We start from the raw sequence: 24,653 nt of genomic DNA on the forward strand, positions 1-24,653 counted from the left end.
ATTTGTCAATGACTTGGTTAATGAAGAAACAATAAAAATACTTTCATCAAATGGTATTAAATTGATTGCATTACGTTGTGCAGGTTATAATAACGTTGATTTAGATGCTGCCAAGAAAGCTAACATTAAAGTGGTCAGAGTACCTGCATACTCACCAGAAGCAGTTGCAGAACACGCTTTAGCATTAATACTTACGTTAAACAGAAAAACGCATAAAGCATACAACCGTGTTCGTGAAGGTAATTTTTCATTGAAAAACCTTATTGGTTTCAATCTAAGCAATAAAACCATTGGTGTAATAGGAACAGGAAAAATTGGTGCTACATTTTGCGCTATTTTAAAAGGGTTTGGTTGTAGAATTATTGCTTATGATATTTCTGAAAATGAAGAGCTGGCAGCAATGGGCGTTGAATTTCATTCTTTAGAGGAAGTTTTCAAACAATCTGATATTATTTCGCTTCATTGTCCATTAAATAAACATACCAAGCATATAGTAAACAAAGAATCTATAGATTTAATGAAAAGTGGTGTTATGATTATCAACACCAGCAGAGGCGCCCTAATAAAAACAGAAGATGCCATTGTAGGGTTAAAAGATAGAAAAATTGGATATTTAGGTATTGATGTATATGAGCAAGAAGAAAATCTATTTTTTGAAGATTTATCTGAACATATTATTCAAGATGATATGATTTTAAGATTATTAAGTTTCCCTAATGTGTTGATTACTTCTCACCAAGCATATTTCACCAAAGAAGCTATGAATCAGATTACAATTATTACATTAGATAATATCAAGGATTTTGAAAATAACAACGAACTGACTAACGAAGTAGTGTAAACAAAATTATTATCTCCAGTTTATTTTAATAAAGCGCTCATTTTTAACAAAATTTGATGGAGTGTTCTTTAAAATCTCCTGTCTTAAAGCATCTATTAAAACTTCTTTTGAAAACGTGTGGTGACTAACCAAACTAACTTCCCTAATTGGTTTTGGTGTTACAAAATGACGTATTTGCCCAAGGTCGTTATCGTTAATGGCCATTTCTGGTACCAAAGTGTAACCACCGTAGTTGTCTACCATTTTTTTTAATGCTTCTATAGAACCACTTTGAAACTGAATATTGCCATCGGTATTTGTTTGTCCGCAAATATTCAATACTTGGTTTCTAAAGCAATGCCCTTTTTCCAAAAGCCAAATATTGTTTAATTGTTCCATTTCCTTAACGGTGATGGTCTTCTTGCTTTCATTAAAACTATTGGTTTGGGCATAACATATAAAAGGTTCATTATACAGTTTGGTTTCTCTTATGTATGGTTCGTTTAATGGGGTAACAAGAATACCTAAATCTATCTCCTTCTTTTGCAGTCCCATTATTATCTGCTCGCTCTCCATTTCTTGAATTTTTAGAACAGTATTTGGGTATTTTTTAGAAAAAGAACCAGCAATTAAAGGTATTAGATAAGGAGATATAGTTGGTATAACCGCCATTTTAAACTCACCTTCAATATTGTCAAGCTCAACATTCACCATATTCTTAAGTTCATTTACCTCATGTAATATGATTTTGGCTTTAATTATAAATACTTCACCCAGTTCTGTTGGTTTAAATGGCGATTTACTTTTATCAAAAATTAAAAATCCTATTTCTTCTTCTAATTTTTTAACCTGTATGGTAATGGTCGGTTGAGTGACAAAACACTTTTCTGCAGCCGTAACAAAGTGTCTATAAGTATCTAAGGCAACAACATAGTCTAACTGTTGTAAGGTCATTTCTTCTATATATTAATTTTATCAATACAAGTATATAAAGTATTAATTTGATTAATAAGCTCTACTGATTGAATTTTGCGACAACTATATAAATTAAATCTATATAAAATGAAAAACAAATTAGCATCATTTATCATGCTTTCAATTGGCTTATTAGGTTTCTCACAAACCGATCAAACCATGACCACAAACGGGGGTGTTCCTGTAGGTGACAACCAAAATTCTAAAACAGTAGGTGAATACGGTCCTGTATTGTTAGAAGATATTCATTTAGTTGAAAAATTGGCTGCTTTTGATAGAGAACGTATTCCTGAAAGAGTAGTACACCCAAGAGGAGCAGGTGCGTCAGGTTATTTCGAGGCAACCAAAGATATGTCGTCTTATACAAAAGCGGTAGTATTTGCTAAAGAGGGAAAGAAAACAGATTTGGCAGTTAGGTTTTCAACCGTTATACACGGTAAAGGTTCACCAGAAACAGCTAGAGACCCTAGAGGTTTTGCAGTTAAGTTTTATACAGAGCAAGGCAATTACGATATTGTTGGTAACAACTTACCCATATTTTTTATTAGAGATGCTATAAAGTTTCCTGATATGGTGCATTCGTTAAAACCTTCACCGGTGACCAATAAACAAGACCCAAATAGGTTTTTTGATTTCTTTTCACATGTACCAGAAGCTACGCACATGTTAACTAGACTATATACTGATCTTGGTATACCTAAGGGTTACCAATTCATGAACGGTAGTAGTGTACACGGATATAAATGGATAAATAAAGAAGGTAAAGTAACCTATGTAAAATACTCTTGGGTTTCTAAACAAGGAGAGAAAAATTTAACCATTGAAGAAGCTGCGGCGCAACAAGCTAAAGATTGGCAACATGCAACGGTAAGTCTTAGAAAGGATATCGATGATAAGAATTATCCGCAATGGGATTTATATGTGCAAATGATCAAACCAGAAGACATACATTCTTTTGACTTCTGGCCATTAGATGCTACAAAGGACTGGCCTGCAGATAAGATTGAAAAAATAAAGATAGGTACTATGACCTTGAACGAGAATCCTGTTAATTACTTTGAGCAGGTTGAAAGTATTGCATTCTCACCTGGTGCATTGATTCCTGGTGTAGAACCTTCTGAAGACAAATTATTGCAAGGTAGATTGTTTTCTTATTTTGATACACAAAGACACCGTTTAGGACCCAACTTTTTACAATTGGAAATAAACAAGCCTTTAGAAGAACCTAATAATTACAATTCTGATAGTTGGAATAGCGCAGGAAACAAAAGATTTGAAAATCCGGATGTAAACTACCAACCTAGCCAAAAAGCTGCATTGGCAGAAGATAGCCAATATAAACAATCAGAAACTACTTTGACTGATGTTACCATTACACAAAAGAAAATTTCTAAAACAAACGACTTTGCCCAACCAGGTGAATTCTACAGAAGCTTAAATAAGCAGCAACAAGATAACTTGATCAAAAATTTGACAGGTGATTTAGGTCAGGTAACCGATAAGAATATTCAAAAAACAATGATCGGTTATTTCTACCAAGCAGATAGAGATTTCGGAATGAGAGTAGCTAAAGAGTTAGGTTTTTCTCAAAAAGATTTCATGAATTAAAAATTAATTTAATGGGTGAGAAATTAATTTTTCTTGCCCATTTATTCACTATAATATGAAACATTTACTACTAATTACTATCCTAATTTTTACAACAACTATGAATGCGCAAGAACTATTTGATGCTGCCAGAAACGGCAACGTTGACAAATTAAAAGAAATTTACACAGCGGATAATACTAGCATTGATAAAACGGATCAAAAGGGCTTTACCCCTTTAATTTTGGCAGCTTATTATAATCAAATAGATGCTGTAGCCTTTTTACTTGAAAATAAATGTGATTTAAATGCTCAAGATTCCTCAGGTAATACTGCCCTTATGGGAGTTTGTTTTAAAGGAAATTTACCAATTGCCAAATTATTGATAGATAATGGAGCCAATGTTAATTTGCAGAATTACAATGATGCAACGGCTTTAATTTATGCCAGTACTTTTGGTCACAAAGATATCGCTAGTTATTTATTAGATCATAATGCAGAAACTTCTATCATGGATAATAGAGGAAACACGGCTCTAAAACATGCGCAAATACAGGGTAATGAAGAGATTATTCAACTTTTAAGTAAGTAGATAAAACTAAGTTTTTTTAATTAAGCTCTTACATTAATGACCTTGATGAAAAAAACATTTAAACATTTTTTTAAGGTGATTTTTTAATAGATCTCATGTAAAGCTATAATATATAGTGAGATTTCTATAAATTCAAAATTTACAAATTTTTTATTCCAATGTACTGTATATTGCTTATATATTGATGGTAGCTATTGCTGTCAGCTATTAAAAGAAATTTACCCATGAAATTAAAAGTCTGCCTAATTCAAGATAGTCCTGTTTTCTTTGACATAGAAAAAACTATCGATAAAATAGAAAACCTGGTAAAAACGCACGCTAAAGATGGTGTTGAGCTCATAATGTTCCCAGAATCTTTTATACCAGGATATCCAAGAGGATTTTCATTTGGTGCAGTTGTAGGTAGTAGAACAGATGAAGGTAGAAAGCTGTATTCAGAATATCGAAATAACAGTTTAGATTTAGAAGGCAAGGAATTGCAAAGATTAGTAAAACTTGCTAAGACAGAGAACGTATACTTGGTTATCGGTGTAACAGAAAAGCAATCTAACAATGGTAGTCTTTATTGTTCCATGCTCTACATCTCCCCTACTGACGGATTTTTGGGTGTTCACCGCAAAATAAAACCAACAGGTAGCGAACGTATCATTTGGAGTGAGGACGATGGTAAGTCCCTTGTGAGTTTTGATACTAAAATAGGGAGGCTAGGCGGACTTATTTGTTGGGAGAATTATATGCCTTTGGCTAGAATGGCAATGTATAAAAAAGGCGTAGAAATTTACATAGCTCCTACGGCAGATTCACGTGAAGAATGGACTTCTACTATGAAACATATTGCTCTGGAAGGCAGGTGTTTTGTGTTGGGCTGCAATCAGTTTTATACAAAATCAATGTATCCGGAAAAATACCAACATTTGGTTGAAAGTGAACCTGAGAATTTATGCCGTGGTGGTAGTGTTATCGTTTCTCCGTTAGGTAAAGTAATTGCAGGTCCATTATTTGATGAAGCAGGGGCATTAATTGCAGAAATAGACCTTGATGAAATTGTAAATGCTAAGCTAGACTTTGATGTCATCGGCCATTATTCAAGAAATGACATTTTCGAATATAACGCGGTAAATCAACCTGATATTAAAACTGAAAAAGACTTATAAAAACTTCATTAATTCTGTTAACGGTTAACGTAGATACAAGCTATCATAAGATACATCTGTATACTATAGTTACTTATAGTTTGCACACAATTTTTGAATAAATAATTTAAACAATTTATGTGATTTTTATGTCATAATACTTAAAATATCTAAACTATTCATATCTTATCGGTTCATACCATAAGAAAAATGAAAAAATATACAATTACATTAGCATCACTACTATTCCTTTTATGTTTTACTAGTTGTAAGAATACTTCTAAAAAGACACCAGACACTACCGAAGATAAAACCGAAGAAAATCAGCCTGATGAAACAGTTTACGCAAGTGACGTAATTCCGTTTTTTGACGATTGGAAGTTAATATTAGGTGATGGTTCAAATGCGGGAATTGCCAATAAATTCGAGAATAAAGATTTCTTTTATACGACAAATGACGGCAAAGATGATTGGGTTGTTTTTAAAGCTCCAAATGGTGGCGATACTCATGGTACATCTAATAACACCAGAACAGAATTGGCACAGATTAAAAAGTGGTATCCAAAGACAGCGGACGATAAACTAACGGCAACTTTGAAAGTAATGAATGTTTCTTCAACGGGTGATGCTCGTGTTGCAGCTACCCATGCAGTAGTAGTTGGTCAAATTCATAGTGCCGATGCCTTTGAAAACGAACCGCTAAAAATATTTTATAAAAAATTTCCAGGTCACACTAAAGGTTCTGTATTCTGGCATTATGAAATTAACACCGCTGGAGATGACAATGCCAAACGATGGGACTATTCTAATGCCGTTTGGGGAAATGACTTTTCTGTAGTTGGTGAAACGGCAGATACATATCCTGAGGAGCCAGAAGATGGTATTGCTTTAGGTGAAGAATTCAGTTATGAGGTTGTGGTAAAAGACGGCATCATGAGTTTAAAATTTACGAGTGAAGGACATGAAACCAAAACTTTTACAAAAAATCTGTTAGTATCTGAATATGTTACTAAAGCAGATATTCCTCAGCAAACTAGAGATTTGTTTTTTCCAATTGGTCAAGATGGTGTAGAACGCAAAGAGGCTTACGCGGGTGAAGGCTGCTTTTTTAAGTTGGGAGCTTACAACCAAACCAACGGTAAATCTCCAGATGTAAATATGAACTGGTGCTCTGGAGCAGAAACCCATGGTGGTGATATTCAAAAGCAATATGCAGATGGTAATTATGCAGAAGTTTGGTTCAAAACAGCCAGCATAAGTGTAAGTGATGCTGCTGTATCCAATGAAGGATATTTTACAAAAAATGATTAATCTTCAATTGTCTTATAGTTTTATAAAAAAAATATAAGGCAATTAAACCTTTATGTTAGTTCAAGGTCTTACTTATAAATAGTAAGACCTTTTTTGTGCAAAAATATTATAGAGTTATTTTAACGATTTTTCTTTTTTTGGTAATTTCCAAACAACAGTCTTTAGCTCAAGCCTTGGATAATACTGATGATATACGCCAAATAACAGTACATGATTTTGAATCTTTAGAGCCGTTATTGAACACGGAAGAAAGTACCATTCACATTGTCAACTTTTGGGCCATGTGGTGTGCTCCGTGTATTAAAGAATTGCCCGTTTTCAAGGAGTATAGTAAAAATAATGATGTGGAATTATTATTGGTTAGTCTCGATTTTCCTGAAGATATTGAAACAAAACTTAAACCTTTTTTAAAACGAAAAGGCATCACAGCCAAAGTAGTTTTGTTAGATGACCCAGACGCCAATAGTTGGATCGATAAGATTGACCCAAGTTGGTCTGGTGCAATTCCTTTCACCATAATTTTCAATAAGAATAAGCGCACGTACCACGAACGCGCTTTTGAAAGTTTAAACGATTTAGAAAATGAAATACATAACACCTTTAATACTAAATAATAATGAAGAAGTTTAATTTTCTCTTTACCGCTGCCCTAGTGTTTGGCGGTCTGCTTTTTACTGGATCAATTAACGCACAAGATAGGAAAGGACCACCACCAAATGGTGAGCGTAAAGGTCCTCCAGGAGGAGGTCATAGTCCGGTTCAAAGCAAAACCTTAGAAGAAATTGGGGGGTATAAAATAGGAGATGTAGCAGAAGATTTTAGCCTCAAAAATGTAGATGGTTCTATGTTTTCATTATCGAGTATTGATAATGCAAAAGGTTATATTGTAGTGTTTACCTGTAATGAATGTCCGTTTGCTAAAATGTACGAAGACCGATTGATCGAACTACATAAGAAATATGCGTCTAAAGGATATTCTGTAGTAACCATCAACCCTAATGTAAGCGAAGATAATGACAAGGAGAATTTTAAGTCGATGCAAACAAGGGCTGAAGAAAAGAATTTTCCCTACGTATATTTAGCAGATGAGAAACATAGTGTTTTTCCTAAATATGGTGCCGTTAGAACACCACATGTATTCTTATTAGATCAAGATATGAAAGTTCAATATATTGGTACCATTGATGATAATGCAAGGTCTGCAGAAAAAGCGAATATAAAGTATGTAGAAAATGCTATTGAAGCATTAGAAGAAGGCAAAACTCCAGAACTTACTTTTACAAAAGCTATTGGTTGCCCGGTTAAGGCAAAATAAAGGGTTTCAAATTTTACGAAATAAGCATCGATAATCTAGAATCATCGATGCTTTTTGTGTTTTAGGTCAATACAGGTTTAATTGTAATAAACACCTCGTTAATAACTTATCAAAATAGAAACATCATATTGTTTTCCTTTTTTCTAAAAATAGCGAACTTAGATGACTCCGTTCAAAAATGAATAGAATCTTTAAAACCGACTATTATAATGAGCAGTATTGCATCCGTGTTAGAACAGGTAAAATCTAAAGGTCCATTAGTACATAATATCACCAATTATGTGGTTATGAACAACACTGCCAATGCGTTGTTGGCTGTAGGCGCATCTCCTGTTATGGCTCACGCCATTGAAGAAGTAAAAGACATTGTTACTATTTCTTCTTCCTTGGTTATCAATATGGGAACTTTAAGTGAGAAATGGGTAGAAAGTATGCTTCTGGCTGCCGAACAAGCAAAGGCTACCAATACTCCGTATGTATTTGATCCGGTTGGCGTTGGTGCATCAGCTTATAGAACAGAAGTAGCACAGAAAATCTTAGCTACGGCTGTACCTATTGTAATTCGTGGTAATGCATCTGAAATCATGGCATTAGCAAAATTCACTAATTCTACAAAAGGAGTCGATAGCACCATGGCTACGCAAGATGCTATTGAAGGCGCAACCGCACTATCAAAGAAATACAATAACACCGTTGTCATTAGTGGTGAAACAGATTATATCATCACAGGAGATACTGTTAGCAAAATAGAAAACGGTAGTCCGTTGATGGCTAGAATCACCGGTATGGGCTGTACGGCAACTGCTATGGTAGGTGCTTGTTTAGGAGTGGAAGAAGATGCACACTTAGCTGCAACCGCTGCAATGGCAGTTATGGGTGTTGCAGGAGATATGGCAAATGAAAAAAGTGAAGGACCAGGAAGTTTTCAAATGAATTTTTATGATGCTTTATATGATATCGATTCTGAAACTTTGGCTGCTAAAGTGAAGACAAATGCCTAAAGTAGATTACGCTTTAATGTATGTTACGGATGATAGTATTAAGGAAGACAACTCTTTTTTTCAAATACTGGAAGTTGCTTTAAAAGGTGGCGCAACAATCATTCAATTACGAGAGAAATCTTGTGATACGACTACGTTTTATAAACGCGCACTGCATTGTAAAAAATTATGTAATACCTATAAGATTCCACTAATTATAAATGACCGGTTAGATATAGCCCTTGCTATAGATGCAGACGGTGTACATATTGGTCAGTCAGATATGCCTTATGATGTTGCACGTAGATTATTGGGCAATAGTAAGATTATTGGACTATCTGTAAGTAATAAGGACCAAGCAGTAAAAGAAGATGCTCAGTCGGCAGATTATATTGGCATCTCCCCTATTTTTTCTACAAATACCAAGACAACCGATTTAGCCCTACCATTGGGTTTATCAGGATTGAAAGAAATACGGGAAACCTATAAAAAACCAATTGTCTGCATTGGTGGAATTCACAAAGACAATACTAAAGAAATTATAGCCAACGGAGCGGACGGAATAGCAGTGGTATCTGCAATTTCAAAAGCAACACATCCTGAAGAAGCAACAAAAGAACTTAAAGAAATAGTATGCAAGACTGGTACAAACTAGCAAGAGAAAAGACAGATTATATTCTAGAAGCCATAAAAGAGCAAGCCTTCATCAAAGAATTGATGAACGGTACATTATCTACAGAAGTATTCCAATTTTACATTAATCAAGATGCCATGTATTTGGCGGAGTACAAAAAAGTACTGGCAACCATTGGGGTAAAATGTGAGCATGTAGATGACACGCAGTTTTTTTTAGATTCCGCTACGGGAATCATCAATGTTGAAAACGCCTTGCATCAAATATTTTTAAAGGATAATCAGTTGGCACACGAGCCCTCTCCTACCTGTGAACTATACACCAGTTATTTGTCTCGCATTGTGGCAAATCATTCATTAGAAGAAGCTTTGGCTGCCGTATTGCCTTGCTTTACCATTTACAAGGAAATTGGAGATTACATACAGGCGAACCAAACGAACAAAGCAGATAATCCGTATCAAGGTTGGATTGATACTTATGGCGGAGAAGAATTTGCAGCCTCCGTAAATAATGCAATAACCATCACCAATAAATATGCAGCAAATGCTTCTGAAGAAGTATTGCAAAAAATGCAAACTGCTTTTGAAAAAGCATCTAAATTAGAATGGATGTTTTGGGACAGCGCCTATAATAAAGAACCATGGAAAATATAAAGACACCTTACGATAGTGTATTGTCCATTGCCGGTAGTGATTCTGGTGGTTGTGCCGGTATACAGGCAGATATTAAAAGTATAAGTGCCTGTGGCGCATTTGCTGCTACGGTAATTACCGCAACTACAGCACAGAATACATCTGGTGTAACAGATATACACGCAATACCCATTCCGCATTTAGAAAAGCAGTTAGATGCGGTACTAAGTGATATTAAATTTGGAGCTGTTAAAATTGGTATGCTGCATTCTTGTGAAGTTATAGAAGTTGTTCAGAAAAAACTTGGTGAATACAATTCTAGAAACATTGTGTTAGATCCGGTTATGGTAAGCACATCTGGGCATAAATTGATTGCCGATGATGCCATTGCCTGTCTAAAAGACTTTTTACCACACGTTGATTTAATTACCCCTAATATTCCAGAAGCAGAACTATTGATCGATGAGAAAATAGATTGTGAAAATATGGAAGAAATGGCAAAGAAAATTGGAGAACAATTTAAAGTGTCGGTATTATTAAAAGGCGGACATATAGATAATAACAACATTGTAATGACCGATGTTTTTTATGTTCATGAAACAAAAGAGGTCAATATCATTACCAACCCAAGAGTCAATACACAAAACGTTCATGGTACGGGCTGTAGCCTATCATCAAGCATTGCCGCTTTCTTAAGTTTAGGAGAGCCAATGAAAGTTGCTATTAGAAATGGTTGCAATTATGTAAACCAAGCTATCATTGCCGGTCAGCATAAAACCTTAGGTCTAGGCAACGGACCAATTAATCATTTTGGATTGTAAATAATTAATTGCTTCGTTAATAACTTGATTATAAGTCATATTTTATGTCATTGCTTTCAATTTTTGGAGTAAGAAGTTGCCCTATTGATACCAATGATAAAAGCAAGAACTAGTAACATAAATTGCCTGTAATTATAGAATAATTCTTCTACCGGAGGGCAGGTTTCGAGAACCTTGGTACACGAAAGGGTTCTCGATACCCTCCTACTAGGTGGGCAAGCTAATTTCTCGTCCCTCGAAATTCACTCGAACAGACAAAATGTTGAATAAAAAAGTTAAGATCACTGAGCGTAGCCGAATTGAGTGTGTCCCCAATAAACAGATAACTTCGCTACGTTTGCCGTGATCGAAATTCAAATATTGATGTATCTGCAACAATATTGCCAGAACCAATCTAGTTTTATACTTTTGGGTGACTTTAAAATCAGCTATGGAATACGCAGAAAATATACTTGGTACCATTGGTAATACTCCCCTTGTAAAAATAAACACACTTACAGAAGAGTTACCATGTTTAGTATTAGCCAAATACGAGACTTTTAACCCTGGCAACTCGGTAAAGGACCGTATGGCATTAAAGATGATTGAAGATGCAGAAGCGGACGGTAGACTGCAACCTGGCGGAACTATTATTGAAGGAACTTCTGGTAATACGGGAATGGGATTGGCTTTAGCGGCTATTGTAAAAGGTTACAAATGTATTTTTGTTCTAGCGGATAAACAGTCTAAAGAAAAGTGCGATATTTTAAGGGCCGTAGGTGCAGAAGTGGTTGTTTGTCCTACAGCTGTAGAACCAGAAGACCCAAGGTCTTATTACTCGGTTTCTAAAAGATTGGCTAAAGAAATACCGAATAGTTGGTACGTAAATCAATATGACAATCCAAGCAACGCTCAAGCACATTATGAAAGTACGGGACCAGAAATCTGGAAACAGACCGAGGGTAAAATTACCCATTTTGTAGTAGGTGTAGGCACCGGAGGAACCATATCAGGAGTAGGAAAGTATTTAAAGGAACAGAATCCTAATGTAAAAGTTTGGGGTGTGGATACTTACGGTAGTGTATTTAAGAAATACCATGAAACAGGAATTTTTGATGAAAAGGAAATCTACCCCTATGTAACCGAAGGTATTGGTGAAGATATTCTACCAAAGAATGTAGACTTTGATATCATAGACGGTTTCACCAAAGTAACCGATAAAGACGGTGCAGTATACACCCAACGTTTGGCAAAAGAAGAAGGTATGTTCTTGGGCAATTCTGCAGGGTCTGCAATAAAAGGCGTGCTGCAATTAAAAGAACACTTTACCAAAGACGATGTGGTCGTAGTATTGTTCCATGACCACGGTAGCCGTTACATTGGTAAAATGTTCAATGATGATTGGATGCGTGAGAAAGGCTATATAGAATAGCCTTTCTAAAACCAAACCTACATACTCTCAACAAATTTTAGAAATACATCTTTATGGCGCTTTACGTCCATATTTGGAGAAAGTGACACTCGGGCAATATAGTCCTTGTCATCTTCTTTTGTGGTGCCTTGTGTAGAAGTTGCCGGTATGGTCCAGTAACAACCTTTTAATTGTCCGTAACTAACACAGTATTTGCTTTCGTTAGGTATTTCTGTAATCATTAGGTTGATCAACCTATGGTTCATTTCTCTTTTGTAAGCTTCCCTTTCTTCTGCAGTATTCCCTTTGGTAGGCAGGTCTAATGAGAAAACCGATGGCGTAAAACCTTCTTTAGCCAATGCTTCAGACACAAAGTTAATTTTGGCATCTGGTAATGTTTTGGCTATGAAGTTTACAAATTCAAGGGTATTTTCATAAGCATCATGAATTCTAGGCAGCATGGATGGCATCTGTTGTGCCAATATCTCATATTGAAGATTTGTAGCTTCGTTATCGCACAATGCTAAATGCAATGCTATGTTCTTCATGAGGTCCTCCCCTTTTTTGTTTGCAATGCAGTAACCTGCAGTACATTTTCCACCACTTGGAAATTTTGATCCACTAGAGAAAGAAATCGTTCTAACGGTAGACAAAATATCGTTGTCGCCTAAAAAGTGAACATTGGGGCAAAAGGTTTGATCCAGTATAAATACAGGGGCTATGGCCTCGCTCCCATCCGTGGTAGTTCTTTTGGCACTTAGAACTGCTCTTAAATCTTGTAAATTAGGTACCTCTACCCGTGGGTTGGTCGGTATTTCGGCAATAATAAACGGTATGGCATCTTCCTTTGCCAATTTATCCAGTACAATGCCAATACTCTGCACCATATCATTATCACCATCAACAGGTAAATCAACTATTTCAATAGCATTGCTACAAGCAGCGACACGGCGCGCCTGATCATTGGTACCACCGTAACAATTTGGCGGAACAACAATTTTAATTGCCTTGCCTTTATGATTTTCCAAAGCATGATGTACCAAGCCCATCATTATGGCAAACTGAATGGACAATCCGCTAGAAGCTACTAATGGTGTTGTAGCAACATTACTGACATCTTGAATTAATTTAAGTACTTCTGCCTTATTTTCAGACGCACTGTTTGCCGGAGTTTGCGTTAAGGGTTGTTGTACCAAATAATGTAGCACATTAAGGCAATTGGCTGGCGTCATTGCTACCGTTTCCCTACGTCTAAAATGCTGAATGTCAGAAATATATTTTGTATTCTCTTCACCATTAATAAGAAGTACACTTCCAAATTGGTCATGTAGGTTAACGTAGAAATCTATGTTTTCGGTTGCTTCTATGGCAGAAATACCATCTTGATCAGTTATAAAAATAGTACTACCATCAAACGCTTCAACCTCGGTAACAGTATCTACTTTTTTAAGGTCAAAAGAATAGCCGTACACAGATTTTAGCACATCGGCATTAAAGGCACTAGGTAGTTCTCCATTATATACTATTTGTGTATTTCTATTTTCTAAAAGATTCTTTCGTAAAATAGCCAACACAGCTGCCGTTTGAGATTGAAAACTTATCACCTGCTCAGACCCTTTATTATTTATGGTAGCAATTGCCCATTCTAAAATACATGACAACGGATGCCCCAATCTAATATAATCGTAAGCCGTAGGTAATTCTTTAAGAGAATCTGAGCTATAATCGTTTGCTTTTGCTAAAAGCGCAAATTGGTCTAAAAACTGAACTTTAGCCAGTTCTTCATTATAAATGTCTAACCTATGTGTAGTTAAGTTTAACCAATCTTCTGGCATATTCTTCACTATCGCTTTAATGTAATCTAGCATTTTATTTAGCTCCATTCTTATCATCATTTTGACTATTCAAAATTACGTAATAAATAAAACTATTATAGAATTATACAATTTGTATTACTTTGGCGTTATATATTTCATTCCCCAATAATTTTCCGTTTAAAAAACATATAGAAGCATGAAACTATTTATTTTAATGGTGACTTATCTATTTCAATCTATAGAATCTTTCTTTTCTAATCAAGATGTCATTTATACCATTATCGCCGTATTGGTTGTTCTCTATGGTCTTGCCCATATTTTTCGGTTAAATAAATATAAAGGGTTTTCTTGGGTAGTTAGTCCCGCTAGTAGTAAGCAAAGAGCCTGGTATAACTCATTAGGCGAAAAATGGTATAGTATAATAATGGGCAGTATTTATACTGCATTCGGAATACTGTTACTTTATTTACTTTGGATAGCATAAAATGTAATAGATTAAAAAACAAAACGTTGTAAACAAGAATTATATAACCTAAACTAAAATTATCACCAATGGGATTAAAAGACATGTTCATCAATTTAATGCGAAAAGCTAATACCGGTTTTGATACGGAAGATTACACGTACGAACAATTAAAGGAAATGGAAGGTCAAGGTTTTGATGTAAAAGAATTGCTTGAGAAATACGAAAAGGGAGAAAATAAAAATCAACTATTGGATCGTATTAGGTTCGAAAACGTAGATATGGAAAAAAGTCAAATTCCAAATCCTACAGATGTTATGTTATTGAAGCCTTACCTGTATTCAAAAATTGACATCAATTCTGAGTTGTTCAAGAAAAGTATGTCTGCACCATTAATGGGTAAGGACAAATGGTTAGAAAAAGTAAAACAAGGCGAAGTAATTTTGTCTACCGTAGTTCAATGCGCACCTCAGTTATGGGACGTAAACGAAGATGTTGGCTATGGTATGTTAGTTTGTGCATTAGTTGAAGAGGGAGAATACAAGAATAATCCTTTGTTTTTAAAAGCTGTTAGTGCCCTTTTAAATAATTTTAGAGATTTAGAAGAAGATGAATTACCAGAAGGTTTATCAGAACAAATGAGCAAGCTATATTATGATTTAGATAATCCAGATTCTACATTTGATATTAAATTGGATCAAAGTTTATTAGATGCCTACGCATTTGAATTCGATAATAAAAAGGTCAGTTCAAAAGATATTAGAGTAGCTACCATAGGTTTCTCAGATAGTGAAAATGATAAATTGCCTAGAAAAGCATTGGGTTCTGACGGACTTTTACCATTCATAGCTTTTAATGATAGAAATGAATTTCATGTGAACAATTATAAAGTTGTACACGGTTCGCTTTATAGCATTTAAAATTTTATAAATTAGTTAATAGCAATAGTCTCATAAATTTATTTGTGGGACTATTGCTTTTTTAGTTTAAGACAAATGGATAAGGAAACATACAAGAAGAAATTTACTGAAGAAGATGCAGTTGGCTGGTTGTCTATAGATAATTCATTGGAAAAAATTTATGGAAAAACCGAGCCTAAACATTATGGTCCGCTATGTGGCATGCATTATTCAATTGGCGGTACAGACCCCATAGATGGCGCCAGTATATATGAGGCAACAAATCAAGAGCCTCATAAACATTTAATAAGTTATGGCATGTCTGAGCTGTACTATAATGAAGATAAAACAGATGAGGAATTTAGTAAATGGGGATTTGAATTCACCTTTAGGCTAAAACCTTTTAAAGAAGATAAAGACGAACCTATTTGGGCAATTCAAGTAATGAATAATTTGGCGCGTTATGTTTTTGAAAGCGGAAAATGGTTTGAAGAAAACCATTTCATACCTGCCAACGGTCCAATTAGATTAAATACCGATACAAAAATCACCGGCTTTGTATTTGCCATAGATCCAGAGTTAGGTACCATTGAAACACCACATGGTGAAGTTGCTTTTTTACAGTTAGTAGGCATTACAGAAAATGAAGTAGAACGCTTAAAAGCAAACCCTACAACTACAGAAGTTGAAAAACTGATTAATGAACTAAAGAAAGATAATCCGTTATTGATAACAGATTTAGAGAGGGAGTGACCAATGTGATAAGTGTTATAACAATAAGAATACGAAGCTATTATAACCTTTTATTTGCATAATTAATTTAAAGCAATTTTCTAGAAAATAAAAAACTACGGACAATGATTTTTGATTTTAAAGATTTCGCTAAATACAAGTATGAAATTCTAAATAATAAACTTCCAGATAGTTCAGAGTCAGGTATTGTATTTACGCCGACTAGAGTAATTAATTCAGAAATTCTATCCGATAACTTGAGTTTTATAGAGTTCAACAATTACGATTTCAATGAATCTACAATTCATTTTTTGAATACAAAGAGTACCTATCTAAATCAAATAAGTCATTTAAGTTTTTGGAACTCAAAAATCATAGACCTTTCATTATTACATTACTTTAAGAAGGTTGAATTCCTAAGTGTTTCACATATCGCACACCCTAATTTTAGCTTCACCGGTATAGAATATTTAGAAAACTTAAAAACACTTTGTCTATTAAAAACAGGAAAAATTAAAGACTTTAAATCTATTGTTTCAAATAATACAATTGAGAATTTTTCAATCATTCAACCCGCAAACATTAAACAAACTTCTGGATTAGGTAATTTAAAGGGGTTAAAATATTTGAATATTGAAGGTTCAGCAAATAAGATTTATCACCTAGAAACACTTAACGAAATTGAGACATTAGCTTCTATAGAAAAAATAAAATTACGTAGGGTTAAAATTCCTTTTCAAGAATTAATGTCCTCACTTAAATTACCCAGAAATATAGAGTTTGAAATAGATGCAAATATTTATGAAACAGAAGAGTACAAAGAGCTAAGTCAAGAACTTAAAAATGTGAAATCATCAGTTTTTAATCCGTATATAGAAAGAAGAGATTTTTTTGAACCCATAGGAAAAGGCAAGAGAGTCATTAAAAAAACGGACAAAAAGTTAGTTGAAAAATTAGAACGATTACAAAAAGAATGGGGTAATTAATTCTTCTTTACTCGCTCAAATTATTTTTCAATTTCACGAATTACCATTGCATTCTATTTTTGAAAAAACGAACTTCGTTGTTATCTACTAGATAAATCAAAACGTCAATTAGTTTACCGTTGACATTAATTTGATATAAATGAAAAGTAACCCATTAAAAATCGTTACCGGTTTTATCGTATTGGCACTAAACTTTACGGCGTGTAATTCTCCTGCAACTATATCTGGTACTATAGAAGATTTAGAAAAAGAAAACACTAAAATCTACTTAATTCAACCGGATGACTTACAACATGTGGCAGCTTCTTATTTAGGGAAAGTCATAGACTCTGCCATTGTAAATGCTGATGGTAGTTTTGAGTTCCACAACCCACCCACTACCAAAGAACCCGTTTTATTAGAATTAGCCGTGCAGCCCAATAATAAAGCAGGCAATTATCTAAATACAGATAACCCTAACAAGGCTAACTATATGCCTATTATATGGCAATTGGATGAATCTATACACATAACGGCTAATTATAACGAGTTTCAGCAAAGTTTTGATATAGATCAGCCATCAGAAGTAAATAAGGCTTTGTTGGCATTAAGAAATATAAAAGCAACTGTCTACCAAACATACATAGCCAATAGACATTGGAATGTTGAAGAAGGTGATGAATTGATGGAAAAAGAACATGCTATACTGTTGTACCAGACATCATTAATGGAATTTGCAGAACGCACTCCTCACCTACTGCCGGCATTGGTGGCACTACGGTGGACAAGCCCAGAAAATGATTACGAACGCATACCAGAATTTTTAGTAAACCAATGTAATACTTGGCAAAACATACACCCAGACCACCCTTGGGTACAACAGCTATGTAAACAAAGCGAACCAGCTAGTTTACCGGTGTTGATAGGTGATGAATTCCCCAATATTGAATTTCCTTTGGTTACTGGTGATACGGTTAAACTTAAGGATGTATTAGGTAAAAAACTGACGGTTATAGATTTGTGGGCATCTTGGTGCGCACCCTGCAGAATAGAGAACCGCAAAACATTAGTACCGCTCTGGGATAAATACCACGACAACGGATTACAAATAGTTGCCTATGCGTTAGAAAGCAATGAAACCGCTTGGAAAACAGCCACAGATCGTGATGGAGCCGACCGCTGGTTGCAATCTTCTGATTTACAAGGTGATGATGCCCCATTTTTAAAGCAGATACGAGTAAGAACCATACCAGCCAATTTTGTTCTAGATAGTGCCGGAGTGGTCATTGCAAAAAATATTCATGGCGAAGAATTGATAGGTTTGGTGGAACAAAGCTTTGAAGAATAAGCTGATACAAATTTTAAAATTAACTTTCTCGTTGATAACTATAAATAACTCCTTTTGTAAGTGCTTGCGTACATCTCTTGAAAGTTAGAACTTAGCCATATCTCCCCGAAACATAATATTAAAACGCTAAAAAGAATTGAAACACTTCTTAGCTCTACGTTGTGACCAATTAAAAAAATGTTAGAAATAAAAGAAAATTATTTAATTATAGAAAATAAAAGTTTCGAATATGAATTAATGGAGTACTCTAATCTTGGCTCTACAATATATTTAGAACTTGATACTCTTGAAGAATTCGATTTCAACTTAATAGATTTACCTAAATCTAAGGAGTTTGAAATTGTTTTGACAAGAGGAAATGAAATAAAAAGTCAATTTAATCAAAGTATTAAATTCAATAGATTTTATGCCAAAAATTCTCATTCAGAACCTATTGTGCGAATTGATTTATTCAAGTATTATCTAGATTCATATGATGGATGGACTTTAAAATGGGATATAAAAAAATTTATTGAACATGTTTTAATTAAATTAGAATCTTCAAAGTCACTTGTTATATTAGAAAAAGTAATTGATTCTGAATCAATTGGAGCTATTATAGGTATTAATTCTTCAAACGTAAAAACTTTTAAAAAAGCAATTTTATATGGACTTAAAGAATTGAATATAATTTTTAAGATTTCAGAAATTGAGTTAGGTGGATTTGTATGGAAACCAGCATATGAAAAGAATGAAAGCTTATTTTCAACAGAGATTGTTAATACTCTATTAAACAAACTAAATTATAATAATGTTATTTACAATCACGGAGTAAAAGAATATGGCAAAGATTTTATATTCTCAGAAATAGACAGATTAGGGTTAACAAAATATACAGCTATTCAAGTTAAAGCTGGAAATTTGAGAGGTAATGTAAAGTCAGATATTGATGAAATTCTAGCTCAAGCGGATGATGCTTTTTCAATGCCTTTTTCACTTTTAGGTAGTACGAATAAACTGTATATTTCTACATTTATAATTTTAATAAGTGGTAAGTTTACTGATAATGCTAAAGATAAAATTGCAGAAAAAATAGAAAAGAAGCTGATTGGGAATATATTTTTTATAGATAAATCAATGATAATAAACCTTATAGAAAAACTAAAGGATAAAAAATAACTGGGCACAACAATGTGTTTAATTATTGCGAAGTTTTGTACTTAATTTAAAGTTTTGGCTAAGTTCTCAATCGAAAGTTCAGCAATTTTGATTCCCGTTCTAATCATTGCCGAGACGATAACGAAACCCCACTAATTCATCTCTATTCTTCACCTCAATCCATTTGCCCCTAGCCTTGGTTGTATTTAAAGTTTAAATTATTCTAGTTTTACAAACTATGTATAGCTATAACGTATTAGTGATTTGAAGCTTACCAATATATTTATCATAACTCCGTTTAATATTTATGAAAAAAATTATTCTAGTCTTCATACCAGTTCTATTTTTTGTGATTTCTTGTTCTTCAGATTCTTCAGTAGATGCTGAAATAGTAACAGAATCAGAAAGTCCTACTGAAGAAGAACTTATTGAAAATGAAATTTATTTTACTTTAAATGTAGATAATAATTATTATTCTGAAAATAGCGAATCTTGGTTAGTTGTAAATGATGCCAATAACGGAGATGTTCTAGACTATATCCAAATAGACAATGGAGCTTCTGTATCTTTTGAAAAACCTAAGACCAACGCTATTATTGATAATAATATTAGTTTAATCAATGTTCGCAATTATGAAGGAAACACTTATATAAGTATTTCAACATATTCTTCTGTAAGTGACGGCTCTATATGGAATTTAGTATCTGGTACTCCAGTAGAGTTTACATCAAGAGGAGATGTTATAGGTGAGTTAAAAATTAATGCTAACAATTTTAGTTCTCCAGCTTCCTATAATCTATCAAATAAATATGGATCTACCTTATCAGGTGGTGGTAGTGAAACCACAGTAAATCAGCTTACGAATATTGCCTTAGAGAACATTCCTCTATATGAAGAGAATCGTTATTTATTTTCAATTTATGATATTTATGGAGATGCAAAATATACATTTTTGGATAACCTGACTGATGGTGCAACTATAAATTTTAGTAGTTCAGAATTACAAAGCTATGACCAAATTGTACCATTATACTTACCTGATGGGGGAGAATATTTCTGTTCAATTGTTGGCTTTGAAGAAAATCAAGCTTACAATGAAGGAGGCGGTTATCTTTTAAACTTAATGTTACCCTTTGACAATGACAAAATAACTTCCAGCATTATCAATTTAGGATATTTAAATGCTCTTGATAAATATATAACTACATTAAATTACACAAATGGTGATTTCGCTTATTTTTATTCAAAATATGGAGATAGACCCCTTGGATTTCAATTAGCGGATATTGAGTATTGGAATGTAGATGTAACAAATGATGCTGTTAACAATTTTCAATTTAACGGACCTTCTCCTAATACTTTTAACAGACAAAGTCACCATTGGCAATCTACTGTAGGTACAGAAGAAGTAGACTATGTAGAAGTAAACTGGCATATAAATCAAGGAAAGAATTATTACGGCTATAATTACGAATTACCTGAGGAAATTTTAAATAGATATCCTGATTTAGAAATTGATAATCTTAATTATGAAGGAAGTTCATTCTATTTACATGAATATAGCTACTTAGAATATATTGATGCCAAATATGAAGAACCTAACCCAGATTTGCTTTTAAACAGAGAAGAAATTAGCGTAAAAAATTAAATATAAATTTTAAAATCACACTTTATTCTTCTCCTCAATCCATTTGCTCATAAACTTGATAGCACTTAGAACTGCGGATTTAGTTTTAATCAAAAAAAGCTAAGCTTTGTGCGTTCAAAAAAACTATTAGTTTAATTATTTACGCACCAAGCTTAGCTTAACTGTTGTGTGCACTATTTCACACAACTAAAAATATCTTAATTGATTATTTTTTCAACTTCACGAAATAATCGAAGATTTCAGGAACATTTGCACTTGCCATACCATCATCAAAAGCAGCCTGTAGGCTAGCAGATGTAGCAGAAGCAACTTTAGATTCTGTACCAAGATCATCCATCATCTGTACAAAATAACCTAAATCTTTATTAGCATTGGCGATAGAAAAACCTAAATCACTTACATTGTCTACTGCGTAGTTTTTACAAAACTTCATGAATGGTGAATTTGATGGTCCAGAAGACATAATATCAAAAAGTTGTTGCCCATCTACACCAGCAAGTTTAGCCGCTGCAAAAGCTTGTGACATTGCTACAACGGTAGTCATACCCATAAAGTTATTGATTAACTTAGTTGTATGCCCTGCACCTAAAGGTCCTAAATGAAATACATGTTCCCCTTGTTGATCTAATATAGGTTTTACCTTCTCAAAGGTATCTTTATCGCCAGCAGCCATAATATTTAGCAATCCGTCTTTTGCGTGAGCCGGTGTACGTCCAAGCGGAGCATCAATCATACCAGCGCCTTTTGCAGCAAGGTCTTTACCAATTTTTTGTGTAGATGCAGGAATTGATGTTCCAAAGTCGATTAAAACGGTACCTTCCTTAATTCCAGCAAGAATACCATCTTCACCATAAACTATTTTTTCTACAACAGCAGAAGTCGTTAAACAGAACATGATAATGTCGCTATTTTTTGCCAATTCTTTTGGAGAGGCAGCTTCTTTAGCATTTCCTCGAGCGATAACAGTTGCTACTGCATCTTTGTTCAGGTCCATTACATTTAGTTGGAATCCTCTTTTTTGTAGGTTCTCAACCATGTTGGCGCCCATTAGGCCAAGTCCTATAAATCCGATAGTAGGGTTTTTCATAACTGTTTTTTATTTAGTGTAAAGATTTAAATCTGCTAGTTAACATATTTTACTAGTTTAAAAAAGAAACTAAGCAACTATCCTCTATTCTTTTCCTCAATCCACTTGCTCATGAATTTGGTAGCAGTCATAGTTTGGTGTTGTAATAGAGCACCTGTGAAATTTTGGGCTCTGTGTGCGACTAAGTTTCTCTCAATTTCAACAATTCTATTTGCTAGTATACTTTTTAGACCTTTTTTGGCATAAAGGGTATTGATCAATGTTTTACCTTGTTGTTGCGCTGTTTGCCAGGTAAGTTGCGTGGTATACAATCTAACAGCAGCTTCTACAAAAGCGGTATGGTCATTTTCAATGTAGCCGTTCCAGTCCAAAATGCCGTGCATCCCTTCTGCTCCAATAGTGGTGGTAACACTGGGTGTACCATTTTGCATGGCAGAAAGTAATTTCCCTTTAATACCTGCACCAAAACGTAAAGGAGCCAAACATACTTTTGCGTTTTGCATAACTTCATTTACATCTACCGCCCTACCCTGTACTACAAAACCCTCTTTAGGGTTATGCATCTCCATTACCTGTTGTGGTAAATAAGCGCCGTAAATATGTAATTTGGCTTCCGGTAACTGTTGGTGTATTAAGGGCCAAATAATGGTTTTTAGACATTTAATGGCATCTATATTAGGTATATGTTTACCGCCACCTATAAATAGAAAGTCTTTTCGTTCATCAAAAGTTTTCCAAACAGTGGTATCCGTAATTTCATTGACCATAAAAGGGAGTAACAACAATAGACTTTTATCTATTTTAATAAGGTCTGTTAATAGCTCCAGTTCATAGCTAGAAATAATCAAGGAAAGATCACATCGATAAATACTGGCAATTTCACGTTTGGTTTTATCATCGGCTAACCAAGCATCTGTAGTAAAAGGTATTTCCTTTTTAAAACATTGCTCACGCACATGACGAAGGGAATGCAAATCTTCCGTATCTAACATACGTACTGCATTGGGGCAGTTCTCTGCCACGCGCCACCCAAATTGCTCTTCGGTCAAAAAACGATCGAACAGCACCACACTTGGGTCAAGTTGTTTTACAAATTCATTGAACGATGCGTCGTTCATTTTAATAGCTGCAGTAGTGTACTTGGTCGTTGAAAAATCAAACGAATACTCGGACCTAGATGCTGCAGACGCAATGGTGATAAAATATCCCTCTTGTTCAAAGACTTCTAAAAGTTGCATCATCCGCACGCCGGCAGCCGTTGAAGCGGGTTCTGGCCATACTAATGCGATTACGAGAAGTCTTTTAGAGGTATTCAAAGGATAGGTGGTTTGTATTTAGGGATTAGTAAAGTGTACTGGGTAATAAGTACAAAGTTCGGGAAATGGTTATGAGTTAACAAATGTAGATGGTTGTTAGTTATTGGCTCTTTTCAATTAACAATTAGCAGTGAACAATTAATAATACTTGTTTGTGGTTTCTTAAATCTTGGCTCTTTTCCTGTACCTCTGTTGTATCCAAAATAGAATACTCTTGAAATAAGCTCTTATCGGTTAACGACACTAAATATCGGTAAGGTGAAAAAGGGGTGCTTGTCGTTAATCGAGGCTATTTTACACTTCATCTTAGGTTGTGTCAACTAACGAGAATTTGGTGTTTTTCAGCGATTCATACCCTAGCAAAACAAGGTATGCTGCGTTTTATAAGTGTAACAAACGCAAGTCATGAAAACAATAGCAACAATCATCTTCATCATCTTTTTAAGCTTTAACGCTCAAGCTCAGAATAACGATACTACGGTAGAGATCGAAACTGTTGAAACAACTGTTGTAACAGAAACAGTTGACCAATTGAACGCAGCGAAAGAAACTGAAGTTGCTCGTTTATACAAATTCAAAAATTCTAGAATTAAAAAAGATTTGAACTTCATCACGAAAGCTAACAAACCTAAAATGGCTTAATTCTTAGTTTTCCAAAGTAGTTACTTTCATACTTCATCAATTCTACAATTTACATTTAGCAATATTTCAATTAACAATAATTAGTTCCTGGTTGTTGGTTATTGGCTTTTTTCAATTAACAATTAACAATTAGCAGTGAACAGTTAATAATACTTGTTTGTGGTTTCTTAAATCTTGGCTCTTTTCCTGTACTCCTTTATATCCAAAATAAAATACTCTTGAAATAAGCTCTTATCGGTTAACGACACTAAATATCGGTAAGGTGAAAAAGGGGTGCTTGTCGTTAATCTAGGCTATTTTACACTTCATCTTAGGTTGTGTCAACTAACGAGAATTTGGTGTTTTTCAGCGATTCATACCCTAGCAAAACAAGGTATGCTGCGTTTTATAAGTGTAACAAACGCAAGTC

At 34.3% G+C, this 24,653-nt stretch carries 24 protein-coding genes; 20 read left to right on the forward strand and 4 right to left on the reverse strand.

What is annotated here, in order from left to right:
* Positions 1-841: 2-hydroxyacid dehydrogenase (locus ABJI11_RS11445; RefSeq protein WP_348352242.1), on the forward strand; the 841-nt coding region annotated here is incomplete at its 5' end.
* Positions 842-850: 9 nt separating this feature from the next.
* Here ABJI11_RS11445 and ABJI11_RS11450 read toward each other — a convergent pair.
* Complete coding sequence (locus ABJI11_RS11450) at positions 851-1,774, reverse strand: LysR substrate-binding domain-containing protein (RefSeq protein ID WP_348352244.1); 924 nt, start codon at positions 1,772-1,774, stop codon at positions 851-853.
* A gap of 108 nt (positions 1,775-1,882) precedes the next feature.
* Here ABJI11_RS11450 and ABJI11_RS11455 point away from each other — a divergent pair, with 108 nt between their 5' ends.
* From ABJI11_RS11455 to ABJI11_RS11505, 11 genes are all read left to right on the forward strand, one after another.
* The gene (locus tag ABJI11_RS11455; protein WP_348352246.1) at positions 1,883-3,403 is read left to right on the forward strand and encodes a catalase; all 1,521 of its coding nucleotides are present in this window, start codon (positions 1,883-1,885) and stop codon (positions 3,401-3,403) included.
* 55 nt (positions 3,404-3,458) lie between these two features.
* Positions 3,459-3,974, forward strand: coding sequence for an ankyrin repeat domain-containing protein (locus ABJI11_RS11460; protein ID WP_348352248.1), 516 nt, complete (start codon positions 3,459-3,461; stop codon positions 3,972-3,974).
* A gap of 224 nt (positions 3,975-4,198) precedes the next feature.
* Positions 4,199-5,128: a carbon-nitrogen hydrolase family protein gene (locus ABJI11_RS11465; protein ID WP_348352250.1), complete on the forward strand. Its 930-nt coding sequence runs from the start codon at positions 4,199-4,201 to the stop codon at positions 5,126-5,128.
* Positions 5,129-5,317: 189 nt separating this feature from the next.
* Complete coding sequence (locus tag ABJI11_RS11470) at positions 5,318-6,418, forward strand: polysaccharide lyase family 7 protein (RefSeq protein ID WP_348352252.1); 1,101 nt, start codon at positions 5,318-5,320, stop codon at positions 6,416-6,418.
* A 95-nt stretch (positions 6,419-6,513) separates the two neighbouring features.
* On the forward strand, positions 6,514-7,032 hold the full coding sequence (locus ABJI11_RS11475) for a TlpA disulfide reductase family protein (RefSeq protein WP_348352254.1): 519 nt from the start codon (positions 6,514-6,516) through the stop codon (positions 7,030-7,032).
* Positions 7,033-7,034: 2 nt separating this feature from the next.
* Positions 7,035-7,733: a thioredoxin family protein gene (locus ABJI11_RS11480; protein ID WP_348352256.1), complete on the forward strand. Its 699-nt coding sequence runs from the start codon at positions 7,035-7,037 to the stop codon at positions 7,731-7,733.
* Positions 7,734-7,942: 209 nt separating this feature from the next.
* Positions 7,943-8,734, forward strand: a complete 792-nt coding sequence (gene thiM, locus ABJI11_RS11485; protein ID WP_348352258.1) for a hydroxyethylthiazole kinase — start codon at positions 7,943-7,945, stop codon at positions 8,732-8,734.
* Positions 8,727-9,368 carry a thiamine phosphate synthase gene (thiE, locus tag ABJI11_RS11490; protein WP_348352260.1) on the forward strand — a complete coding sequence of 214 codons (642 nt, stop codon included), beginning with the start codon at positions 8,727-8,729 and terminating at the stop codon, positions 9,366-9,368. Before thiM ends, thiE begins: the two co-directional genes overlap by 8 nt.
* Positions 9,347-10,000 carry a thiaminase II gene (tenA, locus tag ABJI11_RS11495; RefSeq protein ID WP_348352262.1) on the forward strand — a complete coding sequence of 218 codons (654 nt, stop codon included), beginning with the start codon at positions 9,347-9,349 and terminating at the stop codon, positions 9,998-10,000. The genes thiE and tenA overlap by 22 nt, the downstream gene beginning before the upstream one ends.
* Entirely contained in the window at positions 9,988-10,800 is an 813-nt protein-coding gene (gene thiD, locus ABJI11_RS11500) for a bifunctional hydroxymethylpyrimidine kinase/phosphomethylpyrimidine kinase (RefSeq protein ID WP_348352264.1), read from the forward strand. The genes tenA and thiD overlap by 13 nt, the downstream gene beginning before the upstream one ends.
* 430 nt (positions 10,801-11,230) lie before the next feature.
* Positions 11,231-12,211 carry a pyridoxal-phosphate dependent enzyme gene (locus ABJI11_RS11505; protein WP_348352266.1) on the forward strand — a complete coding sequence of 327 codons (981 nt, stop codon included), beginning with the start codon at positions 11,231-11,233 and terminating at the stop codon, positions 12,209-12,211.
* Positions 12,212-12,228: 17 nt separating this feature from the next.
* On the opposite strand, the gene ABJI11_RS11510 is transcribed toward ABJI11_RS11505, so the two are convergent.
* Positions 12,229-14,073 carry a cystathionine beta-synthase gene (locus tag ABJI11_RS11510; RefSeq protein ID WP_348352268.1) on the reverse strand — a complete coding sequence of 615 codons (1,845 nt, stop codon included), beginning with the start codon at positions 14,071-14,073 and terminating at the stop codon, positions 12,229-12,231.
* Positions 14,074-14,203: 130 nt separating this feature from the next.
* Between ABJI11_RS11510 and ABJI11_RS11515 the strand changes: the two genes are divergently transcribed.
* From ABJI11_RS11515 to ABJI11_RS11545, 7 genes are all read left to right on the forward strand, one after another.
* Entirely contained in the window at positions 14,204-14,491 is a 288-nt protein-coding gene (locus tag ABJI11_RS11515; RefSeq protein WP_348352270.1) for a hypothetical protein, read from the forward strand.
* 68 nt (positions 14,492-14,559) lie between these two features.
* A complete protein-coding gene (locus ABJI11_RS11520; RefSeq protein WP_348352272.1) occupies positions 14,560-15,390 on the forward strand; it encodes a hypothetical protein in 831 nt (276 codons plus the stop codon).
* A 75-nt stretch (positions 15,391-15,465) separates the two neighbouring features.
* Positions 15,466-16,122, forward strand: coding sequence for a suppressor of fused domain protein (locus ABJI11_RS11525; RefSeq protein ID WP_348352274.1), 657 nt, complete (start codon positions 15,466-15,468; stop codon positions 16,120-16,122).
* Positions 16,123-16,226: 104 nt separating this feature from the next.
* On the forward strand, positions 16,227-17,087 hold the full coding sequence (locus tag ABJI11_RS11530) for a hypothetical protein (RefSeq protein ID WP_348352276.1): 861 nt from the start codon (positions 16,227-16,229) through the stop codon (positions 17,085-17,087).
* Between the two features lie 139 nt (positions 17,088-17,226).
* The gene (locus tag ABJI11_RS11535; protein ID WP_348352278.1) at positions 17,227-18,414 is read left to right on the forward strand and encodes a TlpA disulfide reductase family protein; all 1,188 of its coding nucleotides are present in this window, start codon (positions 17,227-17,229) and stop codon (positions 18,412-18,414) included.
* A 177-nt stretch (positions 18,415-18,591) separates the two neighbouring features.
* Positions 18,592-19,572 carry a hypothetical protein gene (locus tag ABJI11_RS11540; RefSeq protein ID WP_348352280.1) on the forward strand — a complete coding sequence of 327 codons (981 nt, stop codon included), beginning with the start codon at positions 18,592-18,594 and terminating at the stop codon, positions 19,570-19,572.
* 286 nt (positions 19,573-19,858) lie between these two features.
* Positions 19,859-21,199: a hypothetical protein gene (locus ABJI11_RS11545; RefSeq protein ID WP_348352282.1), complete on the forward strand. Its 1,341-nt coding sequence runs from the start codon at positions 19,859-19,861 to the stop codon at positions 21,197-21,199.
* A gap of 205 nt (positions 21,200-21,404) precedes the next feature.
* On the opposite strand, the gene ABJI11_RS11550 is transcribed toward ABJI11_RS11545, so the two are convergent.
* Together ABJI11_RS11550 and ABJI11_RS11555 are read right to left on the reverse strand one after the other, a co-directional pair.
* Positions 21,405-22,286: an NAD(P)-dependent oxidoreductase gene (locus ABJI11_RS11550; protein WP_348352284.1), complete on the reverse strand. Its 882-nt coding sequence runs from the start codon at positions 22,284-22,286 to the stop codon at positions 21,405-21,407.
* 77 nt (positions 22,287-22,363) lie between these two features.
* Complete coding sequence (locus tag ABJI11_RS11555; protein ID WP_348352286.1) at positions 22,364-23,602, reverse strand: glycosyltransferase; 1,239 nt, start codon at positions 23,600-23,602, stop codon at positions 22,364-22,366.
* A gap of 405 nt (positions 23,603-24,007) precedes the next feature.
* Here ABJI11_RS11555 and ABJI11_RS11560 point away from each other — a divergent pair, with 405 nt between their 5' ends.
* Entirely contained in the window at positions 24,008-24,244 is a 237-nt protein-coding gene (locus ABJI11_RS11560; RefSeq protein ID WP_348352288.1) for a hypothetical protein, read from the forward strand.
* The last annotated feature ends 409 nt before the right edge of the window (positions 24,245-24,653 follow it).

Origin of the sequence: Maribacter sp. (assembly GCF_039968975.1) — a bacterium.
Taxonomy (GTDB): domain Bacteria; phylum Bacteroidota; class Bacteroidia; order Flavobacteriales; family Flavobacteriaceae; genus Maribacter.

Coding starts and splice junctions, on each gene's coding strand:
- ABJI11_RS11450 (WP_348352244.1), bottom strand. CDS start 1,774: ATGACCTTACAACAGTTAGACTATGTTGTTGCCTTAGATACTTATAGA.
- ABJI11_RS11455 (WP_348352246.1), top strand. CDS start 1,883: ATGAAAAACAAATTAGCATCATTTATCATGCTTTCAATTGGCTTATTA.
- ABJI11_RS11460 (WP_348352248.1), top strand. CDS start 3,459: ATGAAACATTTACTACTAATTACTATCCTAATTTTTACAACAACTATG.
- ABJI11_RS11465 (WP_348352250.1), top strand. CDS start 4,199: ATGAAATTAAAAGTCTGCCTAATTCAAGATAGTCCTGTTTTCTTTGAC.
- ABJI11_RS11470 (WP_348352252.1), top strand. CDS start 5,318: ATGAAAAAATATACAATTACATTAGCATCACTACTATTCCTTTTATGT.
- ABJI11_RS11480 (WP_348352256.1), top strand. CDS start 7,035: ATGAAGAAGTTTAATTTTCTCTTTACCGCTGCCCTAGTGTTTGGCGGT.
- thiM (WP_348352258.1), top strand. CDS start 7,943: ATGAGCAGTATTGCATCCGTGTTAGAACAGGTAAAATCTAAAGGTCCA.
- thiE (WP_348352260.1), top strand. CDS start 8,727: ATGCCTAAAGTAGATTACGCTTTAATGTATGTTACGGATGATAGTATT.
- tenA (WP_348352262.1), top strand. CDS start 9,347: ATGCAAGACTGGTACAAACTAGCAAGAGAAAAGACAGATTATATTCTA.
- thiD (WP_348352264.1), top strand. CDS start 9,988: ATGGAAAATATAAAGACACCTTACGATAGTGTATTGTCCATTGCCGGT.
- ABJI11_RS11505 (WP_348352266.1), top strand. CDS start 11,231: ATGGAATACGCAGAAAATATACTTGGTACCATTGGTAATACTCCCCTT.
- ABJI11_RS11510 (WP_348352268.1), bottom strand. CDS start 14,073: ATGGAGCTAAATAAAATGCTAGATTACATTAAAGCGATAGTGAAGAAT.
- ABJI11_RS11515 (WP_348352270.1), top strand. CDS start 14,204: ATGAAACTATTTATTTTAATGGTGACTTATCTATTTCAATCTATAGAA.
- ABJI11_RS11520 (WP_348352272.1), top strand. CDS start 14,560: ATGGGATTAAAAGACATGTTCATCAATTTAATGCGAAAAGCTAATACC.
- ABJI11_RS11525 (WP_348352274.1), top strand. CDS start 15,466: ATGGATAAGGAAACATACAAGAAGAAATTTACTGAAGAAGATGCAGTT.
- ABJI11_RS11530 (WP_348352276.1), top strand. CDS start 16,227: ATGATTTTTGATTTTAAAGATTTCGCTAAATACAAGTATGAAATTCTA.
- ABJI11_RS11535 (WP_348352278.1), top strand. CDS start 17,227: ATGAAAAGTAACCCATTAAAAATCGTTACCGGTTTTATCGTATTGGCA.
- ABJI11_RS11540 (WP_348352280.1), top strand. CDS start 18,592: ATGTTAGAAATAAAAGAAAATTATTTAATTATAGAAAATAAAAGTTTC.
- ABJI11_RS11545 (WP_348352282.1), top strand. CDS start 19,859: ATGAAAAAAATTATTCTAGTCTTCATACCAGTTCTATTTTTTGTGATT.
- ABJI11_RS11550 (WP_348352284.1), bottom strand. CDS start 22,286: ATGAAAAACCCTACTATCGGATTTATAGGACTTGGCCTAATGGGCGCC.
- ABJI11_RS11560 (WP_348352288.1), top strand. CDS start 24,008: ATGAAAACAATAGCAACAATCATCTTCATCATCTTTTTAAGCTTTAAC.